Source organism: Polaromonas sp. YR568 (genome assembly GCF_943372955.1).
In the GTDB taxonomy this organism is placed as follows: Bacteria; Pseudomonadota; Gammaproteobacteria; order Burkholderiales; family Burkholderiaceae_C; genus Polaromonas.
In genome coordinates this window covers 666,167-683,679 of the sequence record NZ_CALSAL010000002.1, presented here as the reverse complement: position 1 = coordinate 683,679, position 17,513 = coordinate 666,167, and the positions used below count along the sequence as shown (strand labels likewise).

The 17,513-nt window shown below is 65.6% G+C and carries 16 protein-coding genes; 7 read left to right on the top strand and 9 right to left on the bottom strand.

The genetic code is table 11. The annotated features are described in order from the left end of the window. The first annotated feature begins 4 nt into the window (after positions 1 to 4). Complete coding sequence (locus AAG793_RS09145) at positions 5 to 1,015, top strand: metal-dependent hydrolase (RefSeq protein ID WP_341907012.1); 1,011 nt, start codon at positions 5 to 7, stop codon at positions 1,013 to 1,015. A gap of 21 nt (positions 1,016 to 1,036) precedes the next feature. On the opposite strand, the gene AAG793_RS09140 is transcribed toward AAG793_RS09145, so the two are convergent. From AAG793_RS09140 to AAG793_RS09120, 5 genes are all read right to left on the bottom strand, one after another. Next, on the bottom strand, positions 1,037 to 1,672 hold the full coding sequence (locus AAG793_RS09140) for an L-threonylcarbamoyladenylate synthase (protein WP_341907009.1): 636 nt from the start codon (positions 1,670 to 1,672) through the stop codon (positions 1,037 to 1,039). 35 nt (positions 1,673 to 1,707) lie between these two features. Further along, positions 1,708 to 2,613 (bottom strand): DMT family transporter, encoded by a 906-nt coding sequence (locus AAG793_RS09135; protein ID WP_341907006.1) that lies wholly within the window; start codon positions 2,611 to 2,613, stop codon positions 1,708 to 1,710. A gap of 8 nt (positions 2,614 to 2,621) precedes the next feature. Then, the gene (locus AAG793_RS09130; protein ID WP_341907003.1) at positions 2,622 to 3,482 is read right to left on the bottom strand and encodes a 3',5'-nucleoside bisphosphate phosphatase; all 861 of its coding nucleotides are present in this window, start codon (positions 3,480 to 3,482) and stop codon (positions 2,622 to 2,624) included. 359 nt (positions 3,483 to 3,841) lie between these two features. Further along, the gene (gene recJ / locus AAG793_RS09125; protein WP_341907000.1) at positions 3,842 to 5,566 is read right to left on the bottom strand and encodes a single-stranded-DNA-specific exonuclease RecJ; all 1,725 of its coding nucleotides are present in this window, start codon (positions 5,564 to 5,566) and stop codon (positions 3,842 to 3,844) included. 43 nt (positions 5,567 to 5,609) lie between these two features. Continuing rightward, positions 5,610 to 6,635 (bottom strand): hypothetical protein, encoded by a 1,026-nt coding sequence (locus tag AAG793_RS09120; protein WP_341906997.1) that lies wholly within the window; start codon positions 6,633 to 6,635, stop codon positions 5,610 to 5,612. Positions 6,636 to 6,667: 32 nt separating this feature from the next. Between AAG793_RS09120 and AAG793_RS09115 the strand changes: the two genes are divergently transcribed. Continuing rightward, complete coding sequence (locus tag AAG793_RS09115) at positions 6,668 to 7,921, top strand: lipoprotein-releasing ABC transporter permease subunit (RefSeq protein ID WP_341906994.1); 1,254 nt, start codon at positions 6,668 to 6,670, stop codon at positions 7,919 to 7,921. A 13-nt stretch (positions 7,922 to 7,934) separates the two neighbouring features. Then, entirely contained in the window at positions 7,935 to 8,660 is a 726-nt protein-coding gene (lolD, locus tag AAG793_RS09110; protein ID WP_341907688.1) for a lipoprotein-releasing ABC transporter ATP-binding protein LolD, read from the top strand. Between the two features lie 60 nt (positions 8,661 to 8,720). Here lolD and AAG793_RS09105 read toward each other — a convergent pair whose 3' ends face one another. From AAG793_RS09105 to AAG793_RS09090, 4 genes are all read right to left on the bottom strand, one after another. Beyond that, a complete protein-coding gene (locus AAG793_RS09105) occupies positions 8,721 to 9,788 on the bottom strand; it encodes a VWA domain-containing protein (RefSeq protein WP_341906988.1) in 1,068 nt (355 codons plus the stop codon). Positions 9,789 to 9,847: 59 nt separating this feature from the next. Beyond that, entirely contained in the window at positions 9,848 to 10,798 is a 951-nt protein-coding gene (locus AAG793_RS09100; protein WP_341906987.1) for a DUF58 domain-containing protein, read from the bottom strand. 209 nt (positions 10,799 to 11,007) lie between these two features. Beyond that, positions 11,008 to 12,039: a MoxR family ATPase gene (locus AAG793_RS09095; RefSeq protein ID WP_341906985.1), complete on the bottom strand. Its 1,032-nt coding sequence runs from the start codon at positions 12,037 to 12,039 to the stop codon at positions 11,008 to 11,010. A 65-nt stretch (positions 12,040 to 12,104) separates the two neighbouring features. Beyond that, complete coding sequence (locus tag AAG793_RS09090; RefSeq protein WP_341906982.1) at positions 12,105 to 13,052, bottom strand: trypsin-like peptidase domain-containing protein; 948 nt, start codon at positions 13,050 to 13,052, stop codon at positions 12,105 to 12,107. 262 nt (positions 13,053 to 13,314) lie between these two features. Here AAG793_RS09090 and AAG793_RS09085 point away from each other — a divergent pair, with 262 nt between their 5' ends. From AAG793_RS09085 to AAG793_RS09070, 4 genes are all read left to right on the top strand, one after another. Further along, entirely contained in the window at positions 13,315 to 14,163 is an 849-nt protein-coding gene (locus AAG793_RS09085; protein ID WP_341906979.1) for a TatD family hydrolase, read from the top strand. Then, positions 14,157 to 14,657, top strand: a complete 501-nt coding sequence (locus AAG793_RS09080; RefSeq protein WP_341906976.1) for a DNA-deoxyinosine glycosylase — start codon at positions 14,157 to 14,159, stop codon at positions 14,655 to 14,657. Before AAG793_RS09085 ends, AAG793_RS09080 begins: the two co-directional genes overlap by 7 nt. After that, positions 14,657 to 15,430: a spermidine synthase gene (locus tag AAG793_RS09075; RefSeq protein ID WP_341907686.1), complete on the top strand. Its 774-nt coding sequence runs from the start codon at positions 14,657 to 14,659 to the stop codon at positions 15,428 to 15,430. Before AAG793_RS09080 ends, AAG793_RS09075 begins: the two co-directional genes overlap by 1 nt. A 61-nt stretch (positions 15,431 to 15,491) precedes the next feature. Further along, positions 15,492 to 17,306 carry an ATPase, T2SS/T4P/T4SS family gene (locus AAG793_RS09070; protein ID WP_341906973.1) on the top strand — a complete coding sequence of 605 codons (1,815 nt, stop codon included), beginning with the start codon at positions 15,492 to 15,494 and terminating at the stop codon, positions 17,304 to 17,306. The last annotated feature ends 207 nt before the right edge of the window (positions 17,307 to 17,513 follow it).

The following is a 17,513-nucleotide window of genomic DNA, read 5'->3' as shown; positions in this document are numbered from 1 at the left end:
GCCCATGGATTCACTGTCGCAAATTGCTCTGGGTGCGGCCGTCAGCGTCGCGGTGATGGGCCGCCGCACGGCGGTGTGGAAGGCCGCCGCATGGGGCGCGGTCGCCGGCACGCTGCCCGATCTGGATGTGCTCATCGACCACGGCGATGCCGTGGCCAACATGGTGCTCCATCGCGCTGAAACCCATTCGCCGTTCTGGCTCACACTGTTGTCGCTGCCCATGGCGATGGGCGTGGCACGCCTGCAGGGGCAATGGGCGTTGTGGCGGCGCTGGTGGCTGGCGATCTGGCTGGCGCTGGTGACGCACCCCTTGCTCGACGTGATGACGGTTTATGGCACCCAGCTGGGTTTGCCGTTCACCAACTACCCCTACGGCGTCGGCAGCGTGTTCATCATCGACCCACTTTACACCGTGCCCTTGCTGATCGGCACGGTGTGGGCGATGGCCGCGCGCGGCCGGCCAGCCGGCTTGTGGGCCAATGCCACGGGCCTGATTCTCAGCACGGCCTACATCGCCTGGGGCGTGGTGGCGCAGGCACAGGTCACGGCGGTGGCCCGGGAATCGCTGGCCACTCAGGGCATTCAGGCTGAGCGGGTGCTGGTGACGCCGGCGCCGCTCAACACCCTGCTGTGGCGGGTGTTGGCGATCTCGGGTGCGGATTACCACGAGGGTTTTTATTCACTGCTGGACGCCGAGAAGCGCGTGACGTTTGACCGCTTCCCCAGCGGCTCGGCGCTCCACGCAGAGCTGGGCGACATTCCGGCGGCGCAGCGCATCCGTGCCTTCAGCAAGGGCTTCTACAAGGTCAGCGAGCGGGATGGCAAGGTTTTCATCACCGACCTGCGCATGGGGCAGGAACCCAACTACATCTTCAACTTCGCGGTAGCCACGCGCGCCAGCCCGTTGCAGCCGTTGGTGCCACCGGAGCAGGTCGGTTCACGCACAGACGTCAAGCGCGGGCTTGAATGGCTGTCGCGGCGCATCCGGGGTGAGCTGGTGCCTCCGCCACGCTGACTCAGGGGAGGGGCGCAGCGGTCAGAGCCCCAGGCCGTGCAGATCGCCCCGGCCCTGACGTACCACCACCGCATCGCCGCCCTGACCCATCGCGGTGAGGTCAATCACCGTGGTCGGCTCCAGCGGGCAGGCGCCCGCGTCCACCACGGCCGCCAGCACGTGTTCCATCTGCTCGCGGATGTCATGGGCGTCGTTCAGCGGCTCGCTCTGGCCCGGTGGGATCAGCGTGGTCGCGAGCAGCGGCGCGCCGTGCAGTTCCAGCAGGGCCTGCAGTACCTTGTGGTCGGGCACGCGCAAGCCGATGGTCTTGCGCGCCGGGTGACTCAGGCGCCGCGGCACTTCCTTGCTGGCTTCGAGGATGAAGGTGTAGGGCCCCGGTGTCGCGGCCTTGAGCAGGCGGAACTGGCGGTTGTCCACCCGCGCGTAGTTAGCCAGCTCGCTCAGGTCGCGGCACAGCAGCGTGAGGTGGTGCTTGTCGTCCACCCCGCGGATGCGGCGCAGGCTGTCGGCAGCGGCCTTGTCGTCGATGTGGCAGACCAGCGCATAGCTGGAGTCGGTCGGCACCGCTGCGATTCCGCCGCGCGCCAGCAGCGCTACCGCCTGTTTGAGCAGGCGAGCATGCGGGTTGTCGGGATGGACTTCGAAGAACTGGGCCATGGGGTGGTGCGGGTGCGGGGCTCAGGCGCCAAGCTCTAGGCTTCGACTGGCTCGATCTTCACGCGGCTTTCACGTACCGCCAGCCAGGCGCCTGTGGCGCCGCACACGGCAATCATGACCATGCCCAGCAGCGCCCATCTGTCAGGCACATGCGAGAACAGCACCCAGCCGCCAATCATCGCAAAACCGATCTGGGCATACAGAAATGGTGTCAGCGTGGAGGCAGGTGCCCGGCCATAGGCCAGGATCATCATGAAGTGCCCCACAGCGCCCATCAGGCCCATGATGGCCAGACTGATCCACAGCGTGGCCGAGTCGAGCTGCACCCACACAAAAGGCAGCGCCACCAGTGTGACGAGGGCCGCAACCCAGCCGGTGTAGAAATGGGTGGTCAGCGGGTTCTCGGTGCGCGCCAGCCGGCTGGTGAGAATCTGGAAGCCTGCGTTCGACGCCACCAGACCCAGCGGCAGCAGCATGGCCCAGTTGAAGTCCTCACTGGTCGGCCGAATGATGATCAGCGTGCCAATGAAGCCGCCGATCACCAGCAACCAGCGCAGCCAGGACACGCGCTCGCCCAGCGTGAACGAAGCCATCAGCGTGATGACCAGTGGCGTGATCATCACGATGGCGGTGAACTCACCCACCGGCATGTGCTGCAGCCCGAAGTAGGCGAACACACTGGTGCTGAGCAGCAGCAGCCCGCGCAGGAACTGGAACTTGGGGTGGTCGGTGCGAAGCCGCACCTTGTGGCGTATCGGCAGGATTACCGCAGTGGTGGCAATCGCCTGGAAGGCGTAGCGGAACCACAGTGCCATCATCACCGGCACGCTGGTGGAGATGAATTTGGTGGTGGTGTCCAGCACGGCGAAACAGGCTACCGCAGCCACCAGAAAGGCAATGCCTGCAAGAGGCCTGTGCGCCGGACTGCCGGTTCCCGTCATCGTTGTGTTCACTGGATCCGGTCGGCAATCAGTTCCCAGACCGGCGTGAGGCCGCCGGGCAGGAAGGGCAGGTTGCCCAGATCGGTGTGGCTCTCGTCGGGGCTGTGGAAGTCGCTGCCGCGCGAAGCGGCCAGACCGAACTCTTTCGCGGTTTCGGCGTACTTCACATACTCCTGCACCGTGTGGCTGCCGGTCACCACCTCCACCGCCTGGCCGCCATGGGCCTTGAACTCGGTGAAGAGCGCGAATTCCTCATTGGGCGTGAACTTGTAGCGGCCGGGGTGGGCAATCACCGCCACGCCCTTGGCCTGGGTGATCCACTGCACGGCATCGCGCAGGTTGGCCCAGCGGTGCGGCACATAGCCCGGCTTGCCTTCGGTGAGGTATTTGCGGAAGACTTCCGAGGTGTCGCGGCACACGCCGGTTTCGACCAGAAAGCGGGCAAAGTGCGTGCGTGAGATCAGCTCCGGATTGCCAACGAACTTCAGCGCGCCTTCAAACGCGCCCTGAATCCCCACGCCGGCGAGTGACTGCGCCATCTCCTGCGCCCGCTGCTCGCGCCCACCGCGGGTGTTGTGCAGGCCCTGATGCATGGCGGGATCGTTCGCGTCGAAGCCGAGACCGACGATGTGGACGGTTTCGCCCGCGAAGGTGACGGAGATTTCGGTGCCGGTGAGGTAATGCAGGCCGTTGGCCCTGGCTGCTTCGGCTGCGCGTTGCTGGCCGCCGATTTCATCGTGGTCCGTCAGGGCCCACAGTTCCACGCCGTTGGCCTTGGCGCGTTCTGCCAGTGCCTCCGGTGTCAGGGTGCCGTCGGACACCACAGAGTGGCAGTGCAGGTCGGCGTTCAGGATGTTTTGGGGAGCCACAGAGCCATTTTAGGCTTTGTGCTTTCGAGGTGCTTTCGCGGTGTTGTCAACGCGGGCGTGCCGTGTCGACTGAATTTTCAGCGGAACCCGAAAAACGACAGCAGGAATCCAATGACCACGACAAGGCCGACGATGTAAATAATGGTGTTCATGGGTTCCTCTTGCCGCGAGACGCGCGCGATGCTGGCCCGAGGCCAGAGGCTGCACAGCGGGATGCGTGCAGCACAGACCCATGATTGCGCAAGGCGGGGCCTGTGCCTGTAGTCCGTACGGCCCACGCACCGTGGGACAAGCGCGCTGTGTGCGTGACCGAACACCACCGCCGCATCGCCCCAGGCTCGCCCACGGATCAGCCTGGCCTACAGCTCCGCACCCTCGACCAGAAAGCGCACGCGACGCACGCCCTGCCATTCATCGGCGTCTAGGCGAAAGGCGAGCGTGACACGCTGCGGCAGTGCTTCGGTGTGGCCGAACCAGATGCCATCGACCGGCTGGCCCTGGTGCTTGAGCTTGAGGGACAGGTGCTTCTCACCGACCAGGCGCTGCGACACCACCTCGACTTCCTCGCTGAAGGTGGGTGCGGCAAAGCCCTGGCCCCAGACCTCCTTGTGCAGCGTGTCCACCACATCGGTGCGGCGGTACTCGGCGGGCAGCGGCCCGTCGGTGTCGAGGCGCCGGGTCAGCGTGGCGGCGTCCAGCCATTCGCGGGCCACCTGCTGCAGGGCCTGCTCGAAGATGTCAAAGTTTTCTTCCGCCAGCGTGCAGCCCGCTGCCATCGCATGGCCGCCGAAGCGCAGCAGCACACCGGGGTGTCGCTTGGCCACCAGGTCCAGTGCGTCGCGCAGATGAAAGCCGGCAATCGAGCGGCCCGAGCCCTTGAGCTCATGCTCCTTGCCGGGGGCCTGGCTGGCGGCGAACACAAAGGTGGGCCGGTGCAGCTTGTCCTTGATGCGTGAGGCCACGATACCGACCACGCCTTCGTGGAAGTCGGGGTCAAAGATCGCAATCGCCGGCGGTGGCTCGGCGTCTTCGTCCACCATCGCGTCGGCGGCCAGTTGTGCCTGCTCGCGCATACCGGCCTCGATGTCGCGGCGTTCGCGGTTGATACCGTCCAGCATTTGTGCCAGTTCGTCGGCGCGGGCTATGTCGTCGGTGAGCAGGCATTCAATTCCCAGCGTCATGTCGCTCAGGCGCCCGGCGGCGTTGATGCGCGGGCCGAGTGCAAAGCCGAAGTCGAAGGTGGTCGCCGCATCGGCCTTGCGACCCGCTGCGCGGAACAGGCTGGCAATGCCGACGGACATCTGCCCCTGGCGGATGCGCTTGAGGCCCTGCGCCACCAGCCGGCGGTTGTTGGCGTCGAGCTTCACCACATCGGCCACCGTGCCCAGTGCCACCAGCGGCAGCAGCGCATCCAGCCGAGGTTCGGTCTGGCCTTCAAACTGCCCGCGCTGGCGCAACTCGGCACGCAGCGCCATCAGCACATAAAACATCACGCCGACGCCGGCAATCGATTTGCTTTCAAAGCTGCAAGCGGGCTGGTTCGGGTTGACGATCACATCGGCGTCGGGCAGCAGCACCTGGCCATCGCGCAAGGCGGGCAGGTGGTGGTCGGTCACCAGCACCTGCATGCCCAGTGCTTTGGCACGGGCCACGCCGTCGATGCTGGCAATGCCGTTGTCCACCGTCACCAGCAGGTCGGCGCCGCCGGCTTTCACGCGCTCGGCAATTGGCGGCGTCAGGCCGTAGCCATCAATCACCCGGTCTGGCACCAGATAGCTCACGTTTCGCGCGCCCAGCAGGCGCAGGCCGCGCAGGCCAACGGCGCAGGCGGTGGCGCCGTCGCAGTCGTAGTCGGCCACGATGCAGATACTCTTGCCGGCCGCCATGGTGTCGGCGAGCAGGCGGGCCGCGTCTGCAGCCCCGTGCAGTGCGGTCGGCGGCAGCAGTCGGGCCAGCCCGTCGTCCAGTTCGTCGGCGGCCCGCACACCGCGCGCCGCATAGAGCTGCGCCAGCAAGGGGTGCACGCCGGCCTGCTGCAGCGCCCATGCGCTGCGCGGAGGGACATCACGCACGTGGATTTTCATGGCCGGACTTTCGCAGCAGCGTGAGGAAGGCAGTCGAGGGGGGTCATAGTGATTCGAGCAGGTTCAGCAGCGGTGGCGAGGTGAAGCGGCCCACGGTGCGTGCCAGCCAGCCGTCCTGCCGCGTCTCAAAGGTGTGGGCGTTGCGTTCGCCGCACAAGGTCAGCGTGACACGGTGGCCGGCGCGTTGATGTGACATCAGGGCGCTGATGTCACTGGCGTCCAGTGCCGTCCACGCCCTGGCGTAGGCGGCCCAGTCATCGCTGAACACGGCGGGTGCGAGGCTGCGCTGCACTGTTGTCGATGGCATCTGCGAGGTGCCTGCGGGCAGGGCGCCGGTGCCGCTGAGCCAGAAGGAGTTGATGGCGACCCGGCCCTGCGCCGCGCGCGCTTCGTTCAGGGGGTGGGTGTAGAGCAGCATCTGCATTTCGTTCTGCAGCAGCTTGATTTTTCTGGCGGCGCTGCCGGTGTCACCAACCGGCTTCGGAAGCCACGGGTCGACATTGCGCCCCAGCACCCGGTCCAGCGAGGCGCTGGGCTGGTGGCGAAAGACCTCGCCACTTGCCAGCCAGCGGCCAGGCCCCAGTGCCTCGGCATAGTGCAGGGTGATGCCCTCGGTCGCAAAGTAGGGCTGCATGGCCGCCAGCAGCGCGCGCGATTCGCTTTCTGAAAGGGCCAGTGCCGCCGGGTCGGTCAGGGTGGCGTGTTCGCGTCCCATCGCCCAGTGGCAGGGTGTGATCCATGCCCAGGCGCTGCCGGGCGCGGCCTGCAGGTGCTGAGCGGCATCCAGCGCCGCCCAGGGGAGCAGACCGTCTCTGGCTGAGCCGGTGTTCCAGCCCAGCGCCCGTGCCAGCGCCCGCTCGTGCGGTGGCGACAGGGTGTGGCTGTCCGCGTCGTCACTGTGCACCCGCGTCATGCCTTGCAGCAGTCGGCTGAGACAGGGCAAGCCCTGGGGCGCCAGCGCTTTCATGGCTGGCAGCCAGTCCTCAGCGGCGCAGGCCGCAAACGCGATCAGCAGGTGGGGCGCGGGCAAGGGGCTGCCTGCGCTGGCGATAGGGAATTTGGCTGACATGGGGTGATTGTCCGGGATGCAACAATACCGCCATGCAAATCCCTTATGAGCTGCTGGTGGGCTGGCGCTACACGCGCGCGGGCCGCGCCACCCGGCGCAACGGCTTCATTTCCTTCATTTCAGGCGTTTCCATGCTCGGCATTGCGCTGGGCGTGGCGGCGCTCATCATCGTGCTAAGCGTGATGAACGGCTTCCAGAAGGAAGTGCGCGACCGCATGCTCGGCGTGATCTCGCACATTGAGGTGTTCGCGCCCAACGGCGCGGCACTGCCGGACCCGGCCAGAACCATGACCGAGATCAAGACCCAGCCGCAGGTCGTGGGTGCAGCCACCTTCATTGCTGCGCAGGCCCTGCTGGCGCGTGGCGAGGACATGAAGGGCACACTGGTGCGCGGCATCGATCCGGCACTCGAAGGCCAGGTCACCGATCTGGCGGCCACCTCGGCCTCGACGCTGGCCCGCCTTGTACCGGGTAATTTTGGCGTGGTGCTGGGCGGCGAACTGGCGCGCTCCATGGGCGTGCGTGAAGGCGACTCGGTGACGCTGATTGCGCCCAGCGGACAGGTCACACCAGCCGGTGTGGTGCCGCGCCTCAAGCAGATGATGGTGGTGGGTACCTTTGATTCCGGCCATTACGAATACGACTCGGCGCTGGTGATGCTGCATCAGGATGACGCGGCGAAAGTCTTCCGGCTGGAAGGCCCGACCGGCATCCGCATCAAGCTCAAGGACCTGCAGCAGGCGCGCGAGGTGGCGGTGGCACTGTCCACCAGCCTGAGCGGTGACCTGCTGATCCGCGACTGGACGCGCCAGAACCGCACCTGGTTTTCTGCGGTGCAGCTGGAAAAACGCATGATGTTCATCATCCTCACGCTCATCGTGGCGGTGGCGGCCTTCAACCTCGTCAGCACGCTGGTGATGACGGTGACCGACAAGCGCGCCGACATTGCCATCCTGCGCACACTGGGCGCCAGCCCGAAAAGCATCATGGGCATCTTCATGGTGCAGGGCGCGCTGGTGGGCGTGATCGGCACCCTCTCGGGTCTGTTGCTGGGGCTGGGCATTGCGCTCAACATCGATGTGATCGTGCCGGCCATCGAGCAGATGCTCAATGCCAGCTTCCTGCCCAAGGACATCTATCTCATCAGCCGCATGCCGAGCGAGCCGCAGTACAGCGACATCATGCCCATCGTGGTAATTTCGCTGGTGCTGGCGTTTCTGGCCACCATCTACCCCAGCTGGCGCGCCAGCCGGGTGAATCCGGCAGAGGCCCTCCGATATGAGTGAACTTAAAAGTGACATGGTGAATGCCCTTCAAGGTGGCCAGGCGGGAGAGAAGGGCGCCGCTGAAGTCGTGCTCAAAGCCAGCGGCCTGACCAAGCGTTTCCAGGAAGGCCTGATTGACCTGACCGTCCTGCAAGGCGTGGACCTGCAGGTCCACGCCGGCGAAACGCTGGCCATCGTCGGCGCTTCGGGATCGGGCAAAAGCACGCTGCTGCATCTGATGGGCGGGCTGGACGGGCCCACCAGCGGCGAGGTCGAGCTCAAGGGTCAACGGCTGTCGGGCCTGTCAGCGCAGCAGCAGGGCGAGCTGCGCAATCTGCACCTCGGCTTTGTCTACCAGTTCCATCACCTGCTGCCCGAGTTCAGCGCGCTGGACAACGTCGCCATGCCTTTGTGGATACGGCGGCAGACGCGTGCCGATGCGGCCGAAGTCGCCAGAAAAATGCTGGCCGCCGTGGGTCTGGAAGGCCGCATCCACCATCGGCCTGCGGAGCTTTCAGGCGGCGAACGTCAGCGGGTGGCGATTGCGCGTGCGCTGGTGACGCAGCCGGCCTGTGTGCTGGCCGATGAGCCCACCGGCAATCTGGACCGGTCCACCGCCGATGGTGTGTTTGACCTGATGATGCAACTGGCACGCGACCAGGGCACGGCTTTTGTGATGGTCACCCACGACGAAACACTGGCCTCCCGCTGCGCACGGCTGGTGCGATTGGTGTCCGGGCGTTTGTCCCTGACGAACTGATCCGCGATGCACGGCATCGCCGGATGACGCCAACCCCGTTTTCGTTGGAGTCGCCCGGTTTCAGAGAATCCGGTTGAACCAGAGCAGCGAGAGCGAGGCCGACACGAGCGCCAGCGCAGCGGCCAGCAGTGCCAGCAATCCGGAGATTTCTGTTTCCTTTTTCTCCACGGCCAGGCGCGAGCTGAGGGTTTCGTAGACCTTCTTCAGGTCGGCCGCGGTGCCGGCATAAAAGTACTCGGCCTGGGTGGTGCGGGCAATGCCCTTGAGGGTTTCCTCGTCGAGCCGCACACGCATTGACCAGCCTTCAAAACCAATCGTCTCGCCATCAACCGTGCCCACACCCACGGTGTAAACACGCACGCCGCGGTCGGCTGCGGCTTTGGCCGCATCGAGCGAGTCGACACCCGTGGTGCGCTGGCCATCGGTCAGCAGGATGATGGCCGCCGAGGTGTAGGAGCCGGGCGCCACCGGCGTGAACTCCTTCTTCGCGTCTCGACCCTCGCGCGGCTGGTCCAGCGACATGCCGCGCGGCCGGTCGCGGCCGGACAGCATGGAATCCAGCGTGATACCCGCGTCGGGGAACAGCTCGGCCAGCGACACCACAATGCCGTTGCCAATCGCGGTGCCGCGCTGCAGCTGGAACTTGTCAATGGCCGCGGACAGGTCTTCGCGGCTGAGTGTGGCCGGTTGCACCACCGAGGCAGTGCCCGCAAATGCCACCACGCCCACACGCACATTGCGCGGCAGCTCGGCCAGGAAGGCCTTGGCCGCGTTCTGCGCCGCGACCAGGCGGTTGGGTTGGACGTCGGTGGCGCGCATGCTGCCAGACACGTCCATCGCGAGGATGATGGTCTCGCGCTGCGATGGCAGGCTGATCACGGCAAACGGGCGCGAAGCGGCAACCAGCATGGCGGCAATCGACAGCAGAAAGAGCAGCGGTGGCACATGCCGGCGAAAGCCCTGGCCGCGGCCCATGGCCTCCCGCACGATGGAGAGACTGGCGTAGCGCAGCGCCATCTTTTTCTTGCGCCGCAGAAGCCACACATACAGAACGACCAACAAGGGCAGCAGCAGCAGCAGCCAAAGAAATTCTGGCCAGAGGAAGTTGGGCAGCGGGATTTTGGGCATGGCGTTGTCGGGTCAGGAGAAATTCTTGGGTGAGCTGTCGACGTTCTTGTCCGGTGTTCTCAGGCCGCGTGCCTCAAGTGCGTGGGCAGCGAGCCGCCGCCCTGGGCCGCACCACTGGCGCGGCTGCGGCGCTTGCGCAGGTCGGCAAAGCGCATCAGCGTGTCGACCAGATCTTCGTCGGTGGACAACTCCAGCGCATCCACGCCGGCACGCGCGAGCGACTGCCGCAGGTCGGCCTCGCGCTGAGCCGCGATGCGGGCGAAGCGTTGGCGGAAGCCGGGATCGTGCGTGTCCACCATCAGTTGTTCACCGGTTTCCACATCGCGGATCGGAATCAGGCCCAGGTCGGGCAGGGCCAGCTCCAGCGGGTCCAGCAGTCGCACCGCCACCACTTCATGCCGCTGTGCGAGCTGGCCCAGCGGCTTTTCCCAGCCCGGTTCGCTGATGAAATCCGACACCACAAAAATGGTGGAGCGCCTGCGTACCGTGCTGGCGGCGGACTGCAGCAAATCCTGCAAGCGCGTCGCACCCTGCCGACTGCTGTCGGGGCGGCTTTGAAGTGTGTGCAGCAAGTGGAGGATGTGGTGCCGGCCGCCGCGCGCCGGGATCACGGTGTCTGCGCCCGAACCGTAGAGCATGGCGCCCACACGATTGCCATGGCGCGTGAGGGCCCGCGCCAGTACGGCCACGAACTGCGTGGAGACATCCCGCTTTTTCTGCTCGCTGGAGCCAAAGTCCATCGAGGGGCTGAGGTCCAGCAGGAACCAGGCGCTCATTTCGCGGTCTTCGGTGAATACCCGCACATGCGGCTGCGACAGCCGGGCCGTCACGTTCCAGTCGATGTGACGCACGTCGTCATGGTGCTGGTACTCGCGCAGATCGGCCAGGTCCATGCCAGTGCCGCGCAGCAGCGTGCGGTAATCCCCCTGCAGCAGACCGTCCAGCCGGCGCAGCACCGTCCATTCCAGCCGGCGCAGCAGCTGTTCGGCGTTGGACGAGGCGCCGGTCATCGACGGACTCCAGAAGACCAGCCTGCGACAGGTATTTCAGGCAAGCAGGAGCCGCGGGACTGGCTTTGCCAGACCGCAGGCGAAGCGAGCGACCGTGGGGGCTTTTTCTTCACCAGCGGAGCCGTGGAACCGGCTTCGCCGGGCCACAGGCGGACGGCCCCCCCGGGGGGCAGCGACCCGCGTAGCGGCGGAGCGTGGGGGCTCAACATCTACGCTGCAAGTTTTTCATGCGCCAGCGGCTTGGCCGGCTGCGGAATCTTGGCCATCACCTTGGCGATTACCGCATCGGCGGTCAGCCCTTCCGACAGCGCTTCGTACGACAGCACCAGCCGGTGGCGCAGCACGTCGGGCACCAGGTCGGTCATGTCCTCCGGCAGGGCGTAGCTGCGACCGCGCAGCATGGCCAGTGCGCGTGCGCCTTCGGTCAAGTTGATGGTGGCGCGCGGGCTGGCGCCAAAGGTGATGAAGCGCTGCAGGTCCTTCAGCCCGTGCTTGGTGGGGTTGCGCGTGGCGGACACCAGCCGCACCGCGTATTGCACGAGAGATGGGTCCACATAGACGCGGCGGCACTCCTTCTGCAACGCCGCCAGCTGTTCGGTGGTGGCCACGGCGGCCACATCAACGGCCGGGCCGGTGACGCGCTGGACGATGACGAATTCTTCCTCGTCCGTCGGGTAGTCGACCAGCACCTTCATCATGAAACGGTCCACCTGCGCCTCAGGCAGCGGGTAGGTGCCTTCGGTTTCAATCGGGTTCTGTGTGGCCATCACCAGAAAGGGCGCGGGCACCTTGTGGGTTTCGCCGGCAATCGTCACCTGCCGCTCCTGCATCACTTCCAGCAGCGCGCTCTGCACCTTGGCCGGTGCGCGGTTGATCTCGTCGGCCAGCAGCAGGTTGGTGAACACCGGGCCCAGCGAGGTGCTGAACTCGCCGCTCTTCTGGTTGTAGATGCGGGTGCCCACTAGGTCGGCTGGCACCAGATCGGGCGTGAACTGGATGCGCTTGAAGTTACCTCGCACGGTGTTGGCCAGCGTCTTGATGGTCAGCGTCTTGGCGAGGCCTGGCACGCCCTCGACAAGTAAGTGGCCCTGCGCAAGGATGGCCACCATGACGCGCTCCAGAAAGCGGTCTTGCCCGACCACCACGCGTTTGACTTCATAAAGAATCTGCTCCATCAACTGGGCGGTGTCGTGACTGAGTGCGATGTGGTCCGGAGAGGGATCGTTGGGGTGGGCGTCCATGGCGTGCTTTCAGGCTTTCACTGTCAGAGGTTCAGGAACTTGGAGGGTGGTCAGATTGGGGGCGATCAGAAGGGCGGCATGCCGGCTGCTGACGCCGCGTTTTCAATCGGCACGGCAAAGCCGATGCCGACAAAGGTGCGCTGCTGGTTGGGGTTGTAGATGGCGGTGACGATGCCGACCACCTCACCGTCCATGGTGACCAGCGGGCCACCCGAGTTGCCCGGGTTGGCGGCGGCGTCGAACTGGATCAGGTTGCTCATCATCTGCTTGCCCTCCGGCGAGCGGAAGCTGCGCTTTAGCCCGGAAATCACCCCGGCAGAGGCTGATGGGCCAATGCCGAAGGGATAGCCGACGGCGGCCACCTGGTCGCCGGGCATCAGGTCTGCGGTGGAACGCATGGTGGCGGCGGTCAGGTCGTCCGGAATCTTGTGGGCCTGCAGCACTGCGAGGTCGTTTTCGGGCTGCACGCCGGTGATGCTGGCGGTCGATTCCAGACCGTCGGCAAAGGTCACCTTGATGGTGGTCGCTCCCTGCACCACATGCAGGTTGGTGAGAATGACACCCTTGTCCACGATGACCACGCCGGTGCCGACGCTGCGTTCGCCGTCTTCCTTGCCGTCCTTGTCCTTGCCGAGCCCGACGATGCGCACCACCGACGGGATGATGGTGTCGTAGGCGCGGGCCACGGGCGAAGGCAGCACGGTGGTTTCCAGGGTCTTGAGCACTGCGGCGTTGATGTCGTCCTGCGTCAGCTTGCGGGTGCCGGGCTTCATCGACATCGCCATGCTGATGGACAGCAGCAGCGCCAGCAGCCCGACGGTGGACCAGAGCAGGGCCAGCTGGTGGGTGCGGATGCGGTCGGCCAGGCGTGACCAGCGGGTTGCAGCCGCCGGAGCGCCCCCCTCGGCGGGTGCAACCATCGGGTCAGACAACGGTGGTGCGGCGGAGCCGTCACCACCCGAAGCGGGCGCGGGTGCGCGTGTCGAGCTGCTGTAGAGTGCTGGCCTTCGCATCCGTTCACCTCTGGGTTGCTGGTGGATCGCTTCGAGTCCGGTTTGGCGTCATTCGGGGGCTCTGTCGGGGCGTTGCGCCGACCAAACCAGTGGTTGCACAGCGCCCACCCATTGACAACTGCACCGTATCACGATTTGTGCATCCATGCACGTCGTTCAGCTATCCTGAGTGACCCGCCATGCCATGTCCTTCGCCATGTCTTTCGCGCCCCGCCTGCCGGCCATCGTCTGAATCCTTTTGCCACCCCTCGATGAACGTTCGATGACCCTCTGGATAGACACCCACTGCCACCTGGATGCCCCCGAGTTCGATGCCGACCGGGCTGCCGTCCACGCGCGGGCGCTCGCGGCCGGGGTGGCCCACTGCGTGCTGCCGGCGGTTGAGGTGGCCAATTTCGGGACGGTTCGTGCGCTGGCGCACCAGGTGTCCTGCAGCTACGCGCTGGGCATTCACCCGCTTTGCGTGCCCACGGCCCGGGACTCCGATATCGCCGCACTCGACGAGGCACTGACCCGGCACGCGGACGATCCCCGTCTGGTGGCTGTGGGCGAGATCGGGCTGGACCATTTCGTGCCGGCGCTGATGACTCCCACCATGCGCGAGCGCCAGGAGTACTTCTACCGGGAGCAGCTCAAGCTGGCCCGGACGCACCAGTTGCCGGTGATCCTGCACGTGCGGCGTTCTGCAGACCGGCTGCTCAAGCACCTGCGCGAACTGGTGCCTGCGGCGGGCTGGCGCGGCATTGCCCATGCCTTCAACGGCAGCGAACAGCAGGCGATGGAGTTCATCAAACTGGGCTTCAAGCTCGGTTTTGGCGGCGCCATGACCTTCGACACCGCGCAGCAGCTGCGCCGTCTGGCTGTGGATCTGCCGCTGGATGCCGTCGTGGTGGAAACCGACTCGCCAGACATTCCGCCGCACTGGCTGTACGTCACCGCATCGCAGCGCGCGGCGGGGCAAGCGCAGGGGCGCAACGAACCGGCCGAGCTGCCGCGCATCGCGGCGCAGCTGGCAGCGCTGCGGGGCATGGAGGCCGAGGTGCTGGCCCATGCCACCACCGCCAATACGCTCGATGCCCTGCCGCGCCTGAAAGCCCTGTTGTCATGCTGACCGGCCTGCCGCCGCTGGTGTCGCCGCAAACGCGGCTGCTGATTCTGGGCAGTTTTCCCGGTGTCGCTTCCCTGGCGGCGCAGCAGTATTACGGCCATCCACGCAACCATTTCTGGTCCATCCTGCGTGCCCTCTGGGGCGGCGATGTGCCGGTCGAAGGAGCGGACAGCTACGCCCGTCGCTGCGACTGGCTGCTGGCGCACGGCCTCGGTGTGTGGGACGTGTACGCATCGTGTGAGCGGGAAGGCAGTCTGGACAGCCGCATCCGGAACGCGGTCGTCAATGATTTTTCCGCCTTACGCCAGAGCTGCCCGGCCCTTGAAGCCATCGCACACAACGGCGGCGAGAGCTTTCGCCATTCGGTGCACACCCGCCAGCTTGGGTTGCCGGTCTACCGACTGCCGTCTACCAGCCCGGCCAACGCTTCCTGGAGTTTCGAGCGCAAACTCAAGGCGTGGCGCGAGGTATTTGAACAACACGGATTGGTTGGATGATGTCCAGAGACAAGAACCTGCCCGCTGCGCCACTGCCGGAAGTGAATTTTTCGGACCATGGTGGTGTGCGTTTTCTGCATCTTGGTACCGAATGGGTGCAAGGCTCCATGCTGAGCGATGCGCCTTATGACATTCAGCTGGAATACGTCCAGCGCATGATGGCCGGGCTGCTGTTTGCCGACCTGTCCAGTGCGACCCCCTTGGCCAAACAGCATGCGATGCAGCTGGGTCTGGGCTCGGCCGCGCTCACCAAGTTCTGCTACAAGAAGCTGCGCATGAAGACCACGGCGATTGAGATCAATCCGCAGGTCGTCATCGCTTGCAGGTTGTGGTTCAAGCTGCCGCGTGACGACCTGCGCCTGCAGGTGATCGAGGCCGACGCTGCAGCAGAAATCCGCAAGCCGCAGCACCACGGCTCGGTCGATTTGCTGCACGTTGACCTGTACGACCATGAAGCTGCGGCGCCCGTGCTGGACAGTGCCGAGTTCTACGACGACTGCAAGCGCTTGCTCAGCGATGAAGGCGTGATGACCGTCAACCTGTTCGGGCGCGACTCCAGCTATCCGCGTTCGCTGGCGCGCATTGCCGAGGCTTTTGGGCGGGAGGCTGTGTGGGCTTTCACGCCGACCCGCGAGGGCAACACGGTGGTGCTGGCGCAGCGTACGCCCACCCGGCCCGATCGCACCGCACTTTTGCAGCAGGCCGATGCCATCGAGTCGCAGTGGGGGCTGCCAGCCCGCAAATGGCTGCGGCTGTTCAAGCCGGTGTTTTGAGGGGCGGTGCTTGGCTGCCCACGCGGGGTCTTCCCGCGGGAGGATGCGGTAAAGTGCCAGCATGAGTGCCCTGTCGCCCCCCAAGCCCCCCCGGGAACCGCAACCCGGCAAGGGTCTCAAGGCGCCTGCTGCGGGGCCGCTGGAATGGCGACGCCTCGTTGAGTGGCTGAGTGAAGACGGTGTGATCAGCCATGCCGAGGCCGACCGCACGATTGCCCGGTGCTCACAGGTGCAGAGCGCGCAGCATCCGCTGATTCGCCTGGCCAGTGTCAGCATGACCCGCGTCGCTGACGGCAAGCCTCTGGACATTGAAATGATTGCGCAGTGGCTGGCCGGCCGTGCCGGGCTCGGCTATCTGCGCATCGACCCGCTGAAGGTGGACGTAGGCAAGGTGGCCGACACCATGTCGGCGATGTATGCCGAGCGGCACAAGGTGCTGCCGGTGCAGGTCAGCCCGAGCGAGGTGGTGATCGCCACGTCAGAGCCCTTTGTCACCGACTGGGTGTCCGAGGTGGAACGCCAGGCCAAGCGCAGCGTGCGGCTGGTGGTGGCCAACCCGGTCGAGATCACCAAGTACACCGCCGAATTCTTCGCGCTGGCCAAATCGGTGCGCGCGGCCATCAAGTCGGGCGGCAGTTCGGGCTCCGCCAGCTTTGAGCAGCTGGTGGAGCTCAACAAGAGCAACAAGCAGCTCGACGCCAACGACCAGGGCGTGGTGCAGGTGGTCGACTGGCTCTGGCAGTACGCCTTTGACCAGCGGGCCAGCGACATCCATCTGGAGCCACGCCGCGAGCAGGGCGTGATCCGCTTTCGCATTGACGGCGTGCTGCACCCGGTCTATCAGTTACCGATGGGCGTGCACAACGCGATGACGGCGCGCATCAAGCTGCTGGGCCGTATGGACGTGGTGGAAAAACGCCGCCCGCAGGATGGCCGCATCAAGACGCGTAATCCGCGCGGCGACGAGATCGAGATGCGCCTGTCTACGCTGCCCACTGCCTTTGGCGAGAAGATGGTGATGCGGATTTTCGATCCCGACACCACCGTCAAGGACCTCGACGCGCTGGGCTTTTCGCAGCACGACGCCGAGCGCTGGGAGCAGCTCGTCAAGCGCCCGCACGGCATCGTGCTGGTGACCGGGCCGACCGGTTCAGGCAAGACCACCACGCTGTACTCCACGCTCAAGCGGCTGGCCACCGAAGAGGTCAATGTCAGCACGATTGAGGACCCGATCGAGATGATCGAGTCGGCCTTCAACCAGACCCAGGTTCAGGCGCATCTGGACTTTGATTTCCCCGAAGGTCTGCGTGCGCTGATGCGGCAGGACCCGGACATCATCATGGTCGGCGAGATTCGCGACCTGCAGACGGCCGAGATGGCGGTGCAGGCTGCACTTACGGGGCATCTGGTGTTCAGCACGCTACATACCAATGACGCACCGTCTGCGGTGTCGCGCATGATGGAGCTGGGTGTGCCGTCTTACCTGATCAATGCCACCTTGCTCGGTGTGCTGGCCCAGCGGCTGGTGCGGACGTTCTGCAACAACTGCCGCGAGCCCGATGACCAGGCCTCACGCGAGGTGCTCTCCGAGATGGTCAAGCCCTGGCAGATCAGCGGCGGCTACCGGCCCTACCGTGCGGTGGGTTGTGTGGACTGCCGGATGACGGGTTTTCGCGGACGCATGGGCCTGTACGAGTTGCTCACGGTGACCGAAGGCTTCAAGGAAAAGGTTTCCAAGGAGCCGAACATCGACGCCTTGCGGCAGCAGGCCATTGCCGACGGCATGCGCCCGCTTCGGCTGGCGGGCGCGCTGAAGGTGGCCGAGGGGCTGACCACCGTCGAGGAAATCCTGGCCACCACGCCGCCGCTGTCCTGAGACAGCGGCGGTGCCCTGTCACTGCAAGGTCGGAAGAGGTCGGAGGTCGGCGCGTTTCAGCCCGACCGACAACACGCCAGACGGTGCAGATTCCCCAATCCGGTGCTCAAGAGGCGAAAGCGAAGAAGCTTAAAAAGCGGCGACGGATGGCCGGGGCGCCAGAGATAAGTGAAAGCCACATACCCGCCGGACGCCATTGAATGCACA